The organism is Acinetobacter terrestris, assembly GCF_004331155.1.
GTDB lineage: Bacteria > Pseudomonadota > Gammaproteobacteria > Pseudomonadales > Moraxellaceae > Acinetobacter > Acinetobacter terrestris.
Genome location: NZ_SJNZ01000002.1, coordinates 209,016 through 223,259 on the forward strand (window position 1 = coordinate 209,016; position 14,244 = coordinate 223,259).

Sequence of the window (14,244 nt, forward strand, 5' to 3'; positions counted from 1 at the left end):
TAATCTATTGTTTAAAATCTACTAATTTCTACAAATTAGGAAATTTTGCTGCTTTTATCTTCAGCAAAGTAGCCCAAAATAGCATCAAGACGCAGGACAAATTCGGCATCCGGTTTCCAGTGATAAAAACCGTGTTCAGCTTGCCCATTCATGCCGCGCAGATACAAATAACTTGCCCCACCCAAGTGCTGCTCAATGTCATAGTCCTGCATTTGCACACTTAAATAACGGTGCAACGCCACCAGATACAAGCCTGCCTGCAACCAGTAACTGGCTTGCGACATGCTCTGCCTGATTTCCGCTTCGACATAATGCGATTGATCGGTGCCTAAAAAGTTACTTTTATAATCGGCAATGTGATATTGCTGACCATCAAAATAAACCAGATCGATTGAACCGGTTAAATAGCGTGCAGAATTGGCCTGATTAAAATCCAGCATGTCTATGCCATATTCTGCGTACAGTTGATGAATACGCTGAATCGCCAAGACATGATCGGATAAAGACAAATAAAATGGAAACTCGGCCAGATGTTCATGCTCAGTCAGGTGATTCAGCTGAAAATCCTGATGCAAAGGCGTGACTAAAACCTGCTGCAACCATTCACCCATCCAGGCAATCAGCTGTTCTTCATCCTGCTGCTGGAACTCTTGCTCGTATTTACTTGAAAGTTCCAACCATAAACTCGGGTAGTCATTTTTGAAACGGCGGCGAATCTCCAATGGCCAGTCCTGCTGATTCTTGAAATCGATATGTTCAAAAATTTCATGCAGGAAGGTTCCCGCAACGGTACCCATCGGAAAATTACGCTTGATCCATGACAATGGTTGGTTTGAAACAGTTTCAATCGGTTCAAACAGATGGATTTCGTCAGCAGCACTCAGCAGCTGTTCGGTATTGACTGCCAAGGCATCCATCACTTGTTTACGCGTTAAATGCTGTGCCAATGCACTGAAACTGGTTTTGGACCGTGGATAAAACCGCTGCTTAGGAAATTCTAATGCCTGTAAAGGTAAAGCTTCTTGCTGTTGTTTGGCCTGCAGCCTGATCGGCTTTTCAGTCAGCAAAGATTCTTCTGTACTGGCAATATGGGTGAAAATTTCAGGAGCTTGTCCACGCCAAAAAGCTAAAGCATGATTTGATTTGCCGTCCTGATCCTGCAGCATGGCATAGACCCGATGACTGGCTCGGGTCAATGCCACATACCAAAGCCGATGTTGCTCTGCGATTGCACGGGCATTGTGCTGATCAATTGCATCTTGTGGCAGCAAGTTCTTGTCATTCACCGCCACCACACGCTGCACTTCAACTTTACCTGTCACCGGATGCACATGATCTACGGTGGAAAAATTCAGGGTTTTGTTCATTTCCTTGAAGTCTTTATCAGCACCCAATAAAAAGACAATTTTAAACTCCAGTCCTTTGGACTGATGAATGGTCATCAATTGCACTCCTGCCTCATTCGACAGTTTGCGTTCAAGTTCCCACTCCCGTTCTGCTGGAGATTGCAGTTGCTTCAAATACCAGTGATAGAGCTTTTGTGCGCCTTGATATTGCTCACTGTGCTGACTGAGTAATTCAGTCAGATGGCGCAAATTCACTACTGTGCGCTCATTATCCCTGCTTTGCGTTGCGACCAGATTTTTCCAGACCTGAAATAAATTCAGACAATACTGCCATGCCGTTAAAAAGCCCTTTTCCAGCCACATTTCTCGAATGCAGTCAAAGTCATAAATGAACTGGCTCAAACCATCTGCCTGGGCTTCAAGTTGCATCAGTTGCTGTAAATTAAAACCCAGTAATCGGCTGAGTAAAGCCCGTTTAATTTTGCCTTCATCATAGGGATGCATGATCGCAGTCAGCATCGCCCCGACATCTTTTGCGACCTGATGATCAAATACGCTACGCTTGGAGGGGCGATTAACCCGAATGCCTAAACGCTCTAATTCATATTGGACTTTATCCAGACCATCATGGTTTTTCGATAAAATCGCGATGTCATTTTCGATCAGATATCTCGGTCCAGTTTTTTCGGCCAGATAGAGTTTTTCTTCAATGCCCTGATTGAGTAAATCGCGAATTTTCCACGCCACCTGAATCGGTTCGGCTTTTTTATCACTTAATTGCAACCAGCGTAAGGGTTGGTGATTCTCACCCTGCGCATCAATAAGCGGAGGATGCGCACGAGCACCTGCCTCAACCGGACTGTAAAAGACTTCTTCACCAAAATCCATCTGGCGCTGAAATAAAGCATCCACAACTTCCACCAACGCTTTAACAGAACGATGATTGTGTCGCAAACTGTATTCCTGACCTTGTTTGGAAAGTACATCGGCACGGGCCTTGTTATAAGTCAGCATGTCGCCACCACGGAAGCCGTAAATCGCCTGTTTCGGGTCACCGACCATGATCATGCAGCCTTGCATATAGCGCTTCTGATCCCGCCAGATTCGCGCCAGCATATCATCTTGGTCCTGATTGGTATCCTGAAATTCATCCACTAAAATCAAGGGATAATGAGCCTGTACAAACTTGGCAAAACGCAGTCCTTGCTCGCCTTGCAAGGCTTCCGACAAAGTTCTAATCTGCTGGGCAAAGGTGGTTTCACTTTTCTGCTGCAGCACTTGCGGCAAGCGTTTTTTCACTTCACGGCTTAAATAAAATTTTAAATAAGCATCCAGTAAATCCAGATCCATGCTGAGTTTGGATAGAGCCTCACAGAAACTTTTCAGCGATTGAATCACCACATGCTGCTCGAACTGGTTCAGTACGTCTTCAGCACATTTATTCAGGACTTTTTTCGTCGCCAGATCGGTCAGATTTTTTAAGGTCTTTTCAAAATGCGGTGCAAATAAAGCATAGCTGTGCTGTTCAGCCAAAGCCTGAATAAAAGCCGGCAAATCATCACATAGCGTGCGTTGCATCAAGCCATCGGTGCGCCATTTTTTAGCAATCACCGAATGATATTGGCCATCTGCCAAATAATATTCGCTCAGGGTTGGAATCAGGCTTAAATCCAGCTGAATAAAGTTATCCACCAGCTGTTCAAACTGGTTTAAATCCAGTTCTGGCGCAGTCACTTCCTGAAACTGTGCCGAGGCAAAATTCAGGGTATTTTCCACTACAGGAACATAGGCATCCTGTGATTTTAACTTTTGATTGAGCAGCAGATAATTGACCACATTTTGCGGTTGCAACTGAATCCATTCACGCAAGACATCATGAATCAGCTGATGGGTATAACTCTTGGCATCATCGGTAATATCAGCGCGTTCAATCTTGCCGCTTTCAAATGAAAACTCGCGCAATAATTTCTGACTGAAACTGTCCAAGGTACCGACAAACAGTTCATCCAGCTGATCAATTACCAGCTTTAAACGTTCACGGGCAAAATCCACGCGCGTTGCATAATCAGTCAGCACTTTTTGAAATAAGGGATCGGTTTCAGCCGCAATTTTGGCCTGAATATCAGCCTCGGTCAGGGTTTGGCAACTTTCAAAATAACGTAAAGTTTCAACCAGACGCAGCCGAATCCGGTTTTTCAGTTCTGCTGCAGCGGCACGGGTAAACGTCGTCGCAATCACCTGATTCGGCAGATACTGATTCAGGAATATCCGTACCATTAGACTCGACAGGGTAAAGGTTTTACCTGTGCCGGCCGAAGCCTCAATCCAGTGCAAACCTTTGAACTGCATATCCGCAATCGGGTTAAAGGATATCTTTCTTAAGCTTTGAGGATGATTCATTTATTATTCCTCAATCACTTGTTGATGCATAAATACCGGCTGATAAAGACGATAAGAGAATTGCGCGCAGGCATCTTCTAATAAAGCGGTGGCATCCTGTTCCTGTAATATAAACTGCCAGTCCCGGTGCATTTTAGTGGCTTCATTATCGGCAACCGAAAAACCCGTGAACTTGCCATCTTCATGCCAGTCTTTATAGATCACATCCATATCATCAATGCACATCTGGTTCTGTTCATTGGCTTGCCAGTCATGCTCTTTGTCCTTTTCAGCAATTTTCAGCAGCAATGCCGCAGGTAAAACCAGCGGTTGGCTTTGCCCGTATTTCCAGGCCGCCAGCCAATGGTCTAGCCACTCGCGCGCTTTATTGGAGGTCACACCATGGCATAAAATAGTCCGGTCACTGAACACCACAATCCGTGTCAATTTTTCGCCACCCTCACCCATATTCAGATAAGCCAGCCAGAGCAGATATTCCAGCCAGACTTTGGCGCGACGCTTGGCACGTGCACTCGATGCTTCCAGGCTGACCCATTTTTCCGCGCTATTTTTAGGCAGATTAATGTTCATATAAACATGATCATTGACCTTCCAAACCTGCTGCGTAGTCGGGGTCACTTCAGTGGCATATTTTAGCAATCGCGCTTTTAAGCGTTCTTGCTCCACCACACTCATCTGCCAGCTGCTTTGCTGCAGTTTGCCAATCGGCAATTGATCCATCAATAATTCAGGCTGTGCGGCACCCTCCTGCTTTTGCAAGAACTGGCGCACGGCATAACGTCCCAAGCCATCGAGTAACAAGGGTTCCTGTACCGCGGGTAAATCTTCAGGACGCAAGTTTTCCACGCCTAAGGTTTTTAAATATAGGCGTGCCGGGAAAGTCACATCCTGAATCCATTGATGGCTGTCCAGTATCTGAACATCTAGCTGCAGGTTTTGATACGGCGTATTCACCCAAGACGAGCGCTGTCCGGTAGCATGTCGAAGCTGCCCGGCCACGCAGAACCATTGATCCTGATAACGCACCGGTCGATCAGTTTCAAATCCCACAGGGTCGAAAGGCAATAAAGGATGCACATGATAAAGCGACTGCAGTTGTTCAGGCACTTCCACGCCATTGATCTCCACGGTTGCATCCGCTTCTGTATCGGGCTGTTTACTCTGCACAATAAAGGCCAGATGCTGAATCAATTCCTGTAGCACGGTTGATGGATCACGCATTTCACCATCACTGATATCAAAGCCGTTATAAAACAGCCACAGGTTATCCTGCGCCAACAGCAGATTATCTAAAAATGCCCCCTGATCATCTTCCAGGCGTGAACGATCACCCAACTGCGGTTTCAGTAAATCCATCAAATCGAAAGGTAAATGCTGGGTACGATTCGGAAACTTGCCGCTATCGAGTCCGAGCATCACAATCAATTTATACGGCACAGGACGGATCTGCCCAATCTGGCTAAAGGTAATTTGCCCGGTCGGTTCGGCATGATCCAGCTGTGCTTCCAAGGTGGTATTAATTTCCGCCAGCAAATATGGCAACGGTAAACTTAAACTGCGCAGTGCATGATGATCATGTTCATCATAGAAACTGGCCAGTGTCAGCATCCGTTCCTGTTTTTTAATAATTTTATAAACCGCGGTTAAGGATTCAACACCCGCCTCTTCAAACTCGGCAATGTCCTGCATCAGGCGTTTTAGCCACTGCTCCACAGGCACAGTTTGACCTTGCTCATGCGCAATCATCCAGTCACGGCGTGCATCAAAATCCTGATAAATCTGAATCAGCTTGGCAATCAATTCAAAATCGCTGGGCAATACTTTGGCAAAACTCAGCGTGCCTTGAAACAGGGTATGTTCGGGAATGGCAATGCCCAAAGCCAGACGGTCAAGCGCAAATTTAAAACTAAAACGGTAGTCTTCATCGCCCTCACACAGGCTGCGTTTTAAATGTTGGGCATCCAGTCCACGTTTAAAACCGGCATCAATCAGCAACTGCGTCATCCGTTCAATCGAATTGACTTCTAAACCGTAGAGTTGCTGGGTGGCACTTAGACTGAGCCAGTCAGCAAAATCTTCAATGCTAAAACGCCTTTGAATCAGCTCAATTCGTCCCAGCACAGCTTTCCAGGCGTTCAGCGCATCGAGCTGGGTCACGCCGGCAATTTTAATCGGCAAATACACACTGTCTTTTGACAGTTGATGACTGCTGCCCGCTTTTTGCTGAATCAGATCACGTTCACTCGGTGGTGGCGCAAATACACTGCGAATTAAAGGTTCAAGTTCACTCAGACTTGGGCTTAAAACCAAGATGTCACTTGGCCTGCGTGGCGCATCTTTTGTGCCTTGTGCCAGCCAGTGAATCAGTTGTTCCTTTAAAACTTCCAGCTGGCGCAAACTGGAATGACAGACATGAATCTGAATTGAATCATCCTGTTCATCCAAAGCATATTGATGCTTTTCAGGCTCGACCAGATACAAAACATCCGACTGAATTTTACCGAGCAGGTTATCTTTATATTCATCCACAAAGGCATCTGCCCAGACCCCATCTTCGCCTGAAGACAAGTTGGACAACAAAGAAAAATGATCACGTGCTTGTTTACCAAAACGGGTCAGTAAGGGATGGCGTGACTCACGCTGTTCGGCATTAAAATTTAAGGTAAATTCCTGAAAGAACTTTTCAATATCGGCATCACTGGCTTTCGGGTTTCTGGCAATAAAACGTTCTTTGACCCGCACGTCGTAACGCGCTTTCCAGTTCGGATCGACGCTGTCTGCCCAATATTCCTGTGAGGGGTTGTAATGCAAAATATAGATATCAATGTACTGCCCCAAACGGCGTAAAAACTCCAGTTGCATCGGCGGCAAATCGAGCAAGGTAAAAATTACCAATTGTCGCGGCAGTTTTTTTAAAGCTGCTTTACGGGTTTCCGGATTATTCAGAATTTCCCAGAACATGGCATCAATACTGAGCATTTGTTCAAAGTCTTGATGAAACACTTCCTGCCACAACCAGCGCTGCCACGCTTCCAGTTCGCGTGCCTGATTCAGGGTAAATTCAGAAATTTCAGTATTGGTTTTAAAGAACATATCTTCAATGGCAAGTTCTTTATTTTGTCCCCAAGCCTGTAACCAGTTGGTCTGGCAATTGCACATATTAGCTGGACAGTTTTTCTGGCAATGCCCGCGATATTCCATGTAGTGGCTAAACAGGCGTGATACCTGTTCCGCTACCCAATACAACATGCCCTGCTTTTTTAGCTGTTTCTCTATGCCTTGTTCCAGACGGTCGGCACTGTCATAAATCCGCTGCACAATAGAATGTAAAGGGTGATCGAGCGCTAAAGGATTTTGTTCGGACTGAATAAAGCTTTTTAGCGCCTGAAATACGCGCCACTTAATAATAATGCGCGGGATATTGGCCTTACGGACTTGTTCTTTTTGCTCGACCAGTACCCATTGATAGGCTGACCATTGAAAACCACGAATACGGTGATGGAACTGGGTATTGGCACTGATACCTTTTTGTTCTGCCAGTTTTTGAGTCAGCCATGCTTCCATCGCATGCGAGGGCACAATAAAATGCTGGGTTTGCAGGACCTGAAAAGGAGTTGTCGCAGGCACATTCACCGTCGTCAGCATCGCATGTACAAGTACATCAATACGCTGACTTTGAATCACATGAATGGCCATGAATTACCTACCCCTTTATTTTTCAAAAATGAAATGCCTACAAAATCATAAAGATTATTTACTATACATCTGCGTCTGTCTATGTCACTTTTAGATTTCGGTTCGACTCAAAAATGCTTTGAAATTCGTACCTTAATAATGATTGAATAGAAAAAACCAACACCAAGTTCAAGGTATTTACATTATGAAAATAGATAAAATTCCAGACTCAATAGACCCCGCATTAAATTTGGATGCCATTCGTGCAGAATGCTTAGAACTTGTCAAAAAACGTGCTTATTTTTCTGCAGGTGCTGCCGTCGTGCCTGTTCCATTTCTGGACGTTGTCATCGACGTTGGGATTTTGTCACAACTGATTCCAGAAGTGAATGCACGTTTTGGTTTAGCGCCTGAACAAATCAGTGTCTATGACCCAAAAACCAAACAGGTCCAGTGGAATGAACTGCGTAAACGCGGGGTGGAATTTTCTGGTTTGGTGGTTGCCCGTACCGCGGTCAAAAAATCCCTCAACAATGTGGCAGCCAAGGTCATCACCAAACAGGTGACTAAATTTATTCCTTTAGGCGGACAACTTATTGCGGCAAGTTTAGGTTATTTTGTGATGAAAAAAGTCGCCGAAGCGCATGTAGAAGAATGTTACAAAATTGCCAAAGGTATTCAACAAAAACAAAAAGCACATCTGGTGAATTAAAGCCGCTGTGCGAAATGTTGCATAATCAAGGCAGCTTATAATCAAAAACAATCTCTAAGCTGAGGGCTTATTCTGCACTCAGCTGTTTTAAAATGGCACGCAACACTTCTAGACGCGCCGTATTTTTATCATTATTGGCAATAATATACCAAGGTGCATAGGCTGTACTGGTTCTTTCAAACATATCGGCCGCGGCATTTAAGTATTCATTCCATTTTTCACGGTTACGCCAATCATCATCAGTAATTTTAAAGCGTTTATGTGGAGTATCTTCACGTGCCTTAAAGCGCGCTGCTTGTTCATCTTTGCTAATCGCCAGCCACAATTTAATCACCACCGTTTGAGTGTTGACTAAATCTTTTTCAAATCGGTTAATTTCATCATAAGCACGTTGCCACTCGACCTGATTGGCAAAGCCTTCTACGCGTTCGACCAATACCCGCCCATACCAGGAGCGGTCAAAAATCGTAATATCCTCATCAGTCTGTAATTTGTTCCAGAAACGCCACAAATACGGGTGACGCAATTCATATTTTTCAGGCGCGGCAATGGTGTGAATATCATATTCACGTGGATCGAGATTTTTGACAATGCGTTTTATCGCTCCACCTTTACCTGCCGCATCCATGCCTTCAAAGACAATAATGGCTTCACGATCATCCAGGCGCAGCGCTTCGGCCACTTTCAGCGACAGTTTTTTTAACTCTTTTTTATAGTCTTCATTACTTGCCAGCTGATTTTTTGGATGCAATAAAGCCTCTGGAATAACGGCCTGTTTCCACTTTTCTTTGCTTTGACTTAAATGCTCTGGACAATGTTCCAAGGCAGCCAGAATGGTTTGTGCAAATTGTTGATCGCGCGCTTTTTCATCTTCACATTCAATCACCGTCCAGTCATCGGTGAAGCGCTGACGCAGTTTTTGCACATTGTCATATTGTTTTTTATTGCGCCAATCCAGACCATGCAATTTATGCCAGTGCACTTCACTTGGGCCCATATTGTCCAGCCGTTTTTGCAAGGATTTCCATGACAGGTCAAACCAGACTTTAACCACGTCGACATGATTGTTTTTTAAATCCTGTTCAAAAGCACGCATATCTTGAATGTAGGCATCAAACACTGTTTCAGTGAGGGGCTTGGACACATGCAAGGCGGTGACCAGCAAATCGCTGTACCAATTGCCAAACATCACCATGATCTGCCCTTCAGCAGGAATGGAGGATGCATAAGGCTGCCAAAAAGTTTGTTTCTGATCCAGCATCATCGGTGGATCTGCCTTGACTCGCAAATAACGTGGATCGACCCATTCACGCAGTTGCTTGACTGACTCGCCTTTTCCCGCCAGCTCGATTCCATTGACTAAAACTAGCACGCTTTTAGCATTGTTCTGATCACGGGTATTTTTTAAAAAATATTGCGCTTCAATCAGATTCAAGGAGAGTTCATTTTCATCCAGCAGCTGCATTTCTCTTTTTTCTGAAGGCATATTATTCTCAAAGCTATTGTTCTTGATTTTAGTATAGCGAAGCTCAAAACCGCACAACAGAGCAAGATGTGCAGTTTATGTTGCTTAAAATTGTTTATTTCCAGATCAAACTGACCTATTTAAAGTCATTTTTTCATCACTTTGTCATAGCGGCTTGGTCCATCTCCCTCTAAGATTTACCCATCTGAAAAATAATAGAGACGCATGATGTCGAAACTGGCTGCACTGGATGACTTGTTAGAGTTGTACTATCAATTGAAATATCATCAAAATCCTGAAATTTTCCAACGTCTTCAAGATGTGCAAGCCTGGCAAAAACAGCGCATGCAAAACACGCATGTGCAACAGTTTGCAGAAAAACAGAATATTTTAATGTCTGAATATTTTCTGAATCGACTGTATGGCGGTCCGGATTTTGACGCTTTAGCAGGGCAAATTGCGCGTTTAAGCAAATATGCCCATAAAGCAGAAAAGTTGATTCCGGAAAATGCCATTAAAACCGGTACCTCTGGGGTGGAACTGGCAATTTTGGCGGTGCAACTGGATGAACAAGTGGCGATGCAACTGCTTGAGGATTACCATCCCTATGAAACTTTAAACGATGAGATGATGCGTCTCACGTATCTTAAATTGGATCAAGTGCAACGACGCGTAAAACAACTGGATTTGCTGGATCAACTCGGCTTCAGTTTAGATAAATATATGCGCTCATTTATGGTCTACACGGCATTTAAAATGTGTAAAGGCGCAGCCCATAAATACAATTTTCAGGTGATGTATGAGTTTATGCAGGATGGCTTTTTAGCGATGAAACCGTTAAAGTCGGCAGAGAAGTTTGTCAAAGATTTTACTGCGGTTGAACGTCAAATCATTCATAAAGTTCATGCCGGTGATCCCAATCCCTTTTAATAACTTCATGCTGTGATGGAAATAATAATGAGCCGCGAATAAAAATACAGGACAGATTTCTGTATATTATTCATAACAATTGCATGCGGATTACTGTACAACGTCTTAGAATCTGTCATCATGCAAGCACTGCAACATTAACCCTATTTTTATGTTAGGAGTGACTCTATGTCTAATGAAAATCAAACGCCTGCCTCTACAGCCGAGTCGGCACAAAATACAGACAAAGTGAGTCCATTCTTAACTGAACCCTTACCGCAAGGCACAGCACAAGGTCAGCAACGCAGCTTACAACAACAGTTGACCGATACGCCTGTCACCGGTTCAGTACCTAAATACAATCTGCCACGTGGTGCAAACACAGGCAATGTGGGCGAAACCACACACTTTGGTTTTCAAACGGTAAATAGCCAAGACAAAGCACAAAAAGTCGCTGAAGTGTTCCACTCTGTCGCGAGTAAATACGACATCATGAATGACTTGATGTCATTTGGTATTCACCGTTTATGGAAACGCTTTGCCATTAACATGTCTGGCGTACGTCGTGGTCAGCATGTACTGGATATTGCAGGCGGTACAGGTGACCTGGCTAAAGTCTTCAGTCGTGAAGTCGGCCCTACCGGTCATGTCGTATTATCAGACATTAACGAATCGATGCTCAATGTCGGTCGTGACCGTTTAATCGATGCCGGCTGCACCAATGTCGATTTCGTTTTAGCCAATGCTGAAACTTTAGAGCCATTTGCAGACAACAGTTTTGACCTGCTGACCATCAGCTTCGGTTTACGTAACGTGACCGATAAAGATGCTGCTCTCGCTGCGATGTACCGCGTACTTAAGCCAGGTGGCCGCTTGTTGGTGCTTGAATTCTCTAAACCTGTGTTTGAGCCATTCTCTAAACTGTATGACCTGTATTCATTTACTGCTTTACCAATCATGGGCAAAATCATTGCCAATGATTCAGAAAGTTATAAATACCTGGCCGAATCCATCCGTATGCACCCAGACCAGCGTACCCTTAAAGGTATGATGGAAAATGCGGGCTTCCAGAACTGTGATTACCACAACTTAACCGGTGGTATTGTGGCGGTTCACCGCGGCTTTAAACTTTAAGGTTTTACGCTATGTGGTCGATTCTGGCACTTGGTGCAGTTGAACGATTAATTCATCATGTCATTGATCTGGATGCGATCACCCGCATCCAATTGAATGAGCTGCAAGGCAAAATGTTGCGGGTGGTGATTGAGTCACCGCAACTGTCTGTCGATGTATTCTTTGACCAGAACAAAGTTCGCTTAGAACCCACTATCACTGGTCAAAGTGAGACACCATCCATCTTCGAACAACGTCCATTCGATAAAAATGAACAGATTTCTGAAGCAACCGCGACTTTGCAGGTTAAAAATGTGGTCGAGCTTTTGAAGCTGTTACTGGCGGATGATGTCGGCAATATTCCCCTTCAAGGTGACTATCACCTGTTGCAGGATATTCAGCACATCATGCAACAGGCTGAACCCGATTTGGCTGCACATTTAAGTCCGTGGATTGGTCCGAGTCTGGCACATGAACTGGGTAAGATTCAACTTGCACCGAAACATTTAAAACGCACGTTTGAAAGCTATGCATTCTTTGCTGAAGATGCATTAAAAGAAGATACAGGTCTGTTTGCCCCACGCTGGCAAATGGATGATTTAAACCATGACACTCGAATTTTTAATCAAAATTTAGATCGTGCTGAAGCTAAAATTCAGCAGCTTCAGACACAGATTGATTCAACTCAAGATTAGGCACACGCATTTATGATTCCGCACGTTTCACGTTTACTTGAACTTTGGCGCATCGCCGCGCACTATAGACTCGACACGTTGTTTCCTGCGGAAGAATTACCTGAAAAATCCCGTCATATTTTAAGCCTGATTCGCATGCACCCTGCTGCATGGTCCAGCCGTGAACGTAAAAACCCACTGAAGCTGAAAGAAGCTTTAGAGGATATGGGACCGTTAGCGATCAAGCTTGGACAATTACTCTCGACCCGCCGCGACCTAATTCCACCAGAAGTTTTACAACAACTGGTCCTGCTACAAGATCAAGTTAAACCTTTTGACAACAATGTTGCCAAAATGCGTATTCAGGAATCATTGAAAGCCGATGTAAACACCCTGTTTGCCCGTTTCGACACACAACCGCTTGCTGCGGCTTCCATTGCTCAGGTGCATACTGCGGCCTTGCATGATGGCCGTGAAGTAGTGGTGAAAGTCACCCGCCCCAATATTCGTCAGCAAATTTTACAAGATTTTGAGATTCTCGACTGGTTAGGTGCGGCTTTAGAAAAACGTCTGGAAGCGGCACGTGCATTACATCTTTCTGAAATTATTCAGGACTATCGTCAAATTATTTTGAATGAACTAGATCTGACTTTAGAAGCGGACAACACCCGTCGTATGCGCCATTACTTTACTGGCTCAAGCATGATGTATGTGCCGGAAGTGTATATGGACAGCAAAGATGTGATGGTGGCTGAACGCATCACAGGTGTACCGATTTCAGACATCGCGACTTTTGATCGCATGGGCATGAATCGTGCGGACTTGGCAGAGAAAGGCTTAACCATTTTCTTTACCCAAGTATTCCGTGACAATTTTTTCCATGCCGACATGCATCCGGGTAATGTGTTTGTCGAAACCATTAATCCAGCCAATCCACGCTTTATTGCGCTGGATTGCGCGATTATGGGCGAGCTGTCTAAACATGATCAAATGACTGTGGCACGAATGTTACTGGCGGTGATGAACAGTGACTTTATGCAGCTTATTCTGGTGGTGCATCAAGCTGGCTGGATTCCACCGGGTACAGACCAGGATGCTTTAGCACGTGAAATGCGTCGTACTGTGGGGCCCATGGTATCAAAACCGATGCATGAGCTGGATTTTGCCGGCATTCTGATTCAAGTGATGGATATTGCCCGTCGTTTCCATCTGGAAATTCCACCACAGTTAATGCTGTTGCTGAAAACACTGGTACATGTCGAAGGTTTAGGAACAGACCTCTATCCCGAATTGGACATTTGGAAACTAGCCAAACCAATCCTCACCGATTGGATTAAAGCGCAAATGAATCCGCAGAAAAACCTGAAGGAATTGGGACAAAAAATTCCGGATCTTCTTCTAGGTGCACAGGATTTACCAAGTTTGATGATCGACAGTTTAAATGGTCTAAAAAATCAATCGGCTTGGCATTCCAAGCAGTTGCATGAACTGCAAAGCATGCGTTTGCAAATGGAAAACCAGCAAAAACGCAGCTGGATTTTCGGCAGCCTGATGGCAATTTTCTTATCCATCGCAATTATTGCACCCTGGTATGTCTCAATTCTTCTGATTGCATTCTCAAGTTTGCTTGCTGTTTGGAGAGTGTTCAAATAAAGGTAATTTAGATTAACTCTTTTAAAATTAAATATATTCTTATTTAAGGCTACTTCGATACAAGGATCGAAATAGCCTTTTATTTTAGTATATGGATATTATTCAAATTATTTACAGTAACCTGAATCGCGGATAAGAAATTGACTTGAAAAATAAGAAGACTAGAGCCATCAGTTGAGTTACCACACCAAACTCACAACTCTAGTCCTCATGTTCAATAGTACCGAATTATTCTGCATCATTGATGATTTCTTTCTTAAATTTGAAGCAACTTATTGGAAATTTCTCAAACAATGC

The 14,244-nt window shown here is 44.2% G+C and carries 8 protein-coding genes; 5 read left to right on the forward strand and 3 right to left on the reverse strand.

The annotated features are described in order from the left end of the window. Window positions 1–35 precede the first annotated feature (35 nt). Both E0H81_RS02265 and E0H81_RS02270 read right to left on the reverse strand, forming a co-directional pair. Complete coding sequence (locus E0H81_RS02265; protein ID WP_131316190.1) at window positions 36–3,746, reverse strand: UvrD-helicase domain-containing protein; 3,711 nt, start codon at window positions 3,744–3,746, stop codon at window positions 36–38. Between the two features lie 3 nt (window positions 3,747–3,749). Beyond that, the gene (locus E0H81_RS02270; RefSeq protein WP_131316192.1) at window positions 3,750–7,442 is read right to left on the reverse strand and encodes an exodeoxyribonuclease V subunit gamma; all 3,693 of its coding nucleotides are present in this window, start codon (window positions 7,440–7,442) and stop codon (window positions 3,750–3,752) included. Window positions 7,443–7,626: 184 nt separating this feature from the next. On the opposite strand from E0H81_RS02270, the gene E0H81_RS02275 reads away from it, so the two are divergent. Beyond that, window positions 7,627–8,133 (forward strand): hypothetical protein, encoded by a 507-nt coding sequence (locus E0H81_RS02275; RefSeq protein ID WP_131267918.1) that lies wholly within the window; start codon window positions 7,627–7,629, stop codon window positions 8,131–8,133. 67 nt (window positions 8,134–8,200) lie between these two features. On the opposite strand, the gene pap is transcribed toward E0H81_RS02275, so the two are convergent. Beyond that, window positions 8,201–9,619, reverse strand: coding sequence for a polyphosphate:AMP phosphotransferase (pap, locus tag E0H81_RS02280; RefSeq protein ID WP_131316194.1), 1,419 nt, complete (start codon window positions 9,617–9,619; stop codon window positions 8,201–8,203). Window positions 9,620–9,826: 207 nt separating this feature from the next. Between pap and E0H81_RS02285 the strand changes: the two genes are divergently transcribed. The 4 genes from E0H81_RS02285 (at window position 9,827) to E0H81_RS02300 (ending at window position 13,947) form a co-directional block, all read left to right on the forward strand. After that, window positions 9,827–10,528 (forward strand): DUF8198 family protein, encoded by a 702-nt coding sequence (locus tag E0H81_RS02285; protein ID WP_131316209.1) that lies wholly within the window; start codon window positions 9,827–9,829, stop codon window positions 10,526–10,528. Between the two features lie 168 nt (window positions 10,529–10,696). Continuing rightward, window positions 10,697–11,641 carry a bifunctional demethylmenaquinone methyltransferase/2-methoxy-6-polyprenyl-1,4-benzoquinol methylase UbiE gene (gene ubiE, locus E0H81_RS02290; protein ID WP_131316196.1) on the forward strand — a complete coding sequence of 315 codons (945 nt, stop codon included), beginning with the start codon at window positions 10,697–10,699 and terminating at the stop codon, window positions 11,639–11,641. Between the two features lie 11 nt (window positions 11,642–11,652). Further along, entirely contained in the window at window positions 11,653–12,315 is a 663-nt protein-coding gene (locus E0H81_RS02295) for a ubiquinone biosynthesis accessory factor UbiJ (RefSeq protein WP_131316198.1), read from the forward strand. A gap of 12 nt (window positions 12,316–12,327) precedes the next feature. Further along, the gene (locus tag E0H81_RS02300; RefSeq protein ID WP_131316200.1) at window positions 12,328–13,947 is read left to right on the forward strand and encodes an ABC1 kinase family protein; all 1,620 of its coding nucleotides are present in this window, start codon (window positions 12,328–12,330) and stop codon (window positions 13,945–13,947) included. Window positions 13,948–14,244 lie beyond the last annotated feature (297 nt).

Coding starts and splice junctions, on each gene's coding strand:
- pap (WP_131316194.1), bottom strand. CDS start 9,619: ATGCCTTCAGAAAAAAGAGAAATGCAGCTGCTGGATGAAAATGAACTC.
- E0H81_RS02295 (WP_131316198.1), top strand. CDS start 11,653: ATGTGGTCGATTCTGGCACTTGGTGCAGTTGAACGATTAATTCATCAT.
- ubiE (WP_131316196.1), top strand. CDS start 10,697: ATGTCTAATGAAAATCAAACGCCTGCCTCTACAGCCGAGTCGGCACAA.
- E0H81_RS02285 (WP_131316209.1), top strand. CDS start 9,827: ATGTCGAAACTGGCTGCACTGGATGACTTGTTAGAGTTGTACTATCAA.
- E0H81_RS02270 (WP_131316192.1), bottom strand. CDS start 7,442: ATGGCCATTCATGTGATTCAAAGTCAGCGTATTGATGTACTTGTACAT.
- E0H81_RS02300 (WP_131316200.1), top strand. CDS start 12,328: ATGATTCCGCACGTTTCACGTTTACTTGAACTTTGGCGCATCGCCGCG.
- E0H81_RS02265 (WP_131316190.1), bottom strand. CDS start 3,746: ATGAATCATCCTCAAAGCTTAAGAAAGATATCCTTTAACCCGATTGCG.
- E0H81_RS02275 (WP_131267918.1), top strand. CDS start 7,627: ATGAAAATAGATAAAATTCCAGACTCAATAGACCCCGCATTAAATTTG.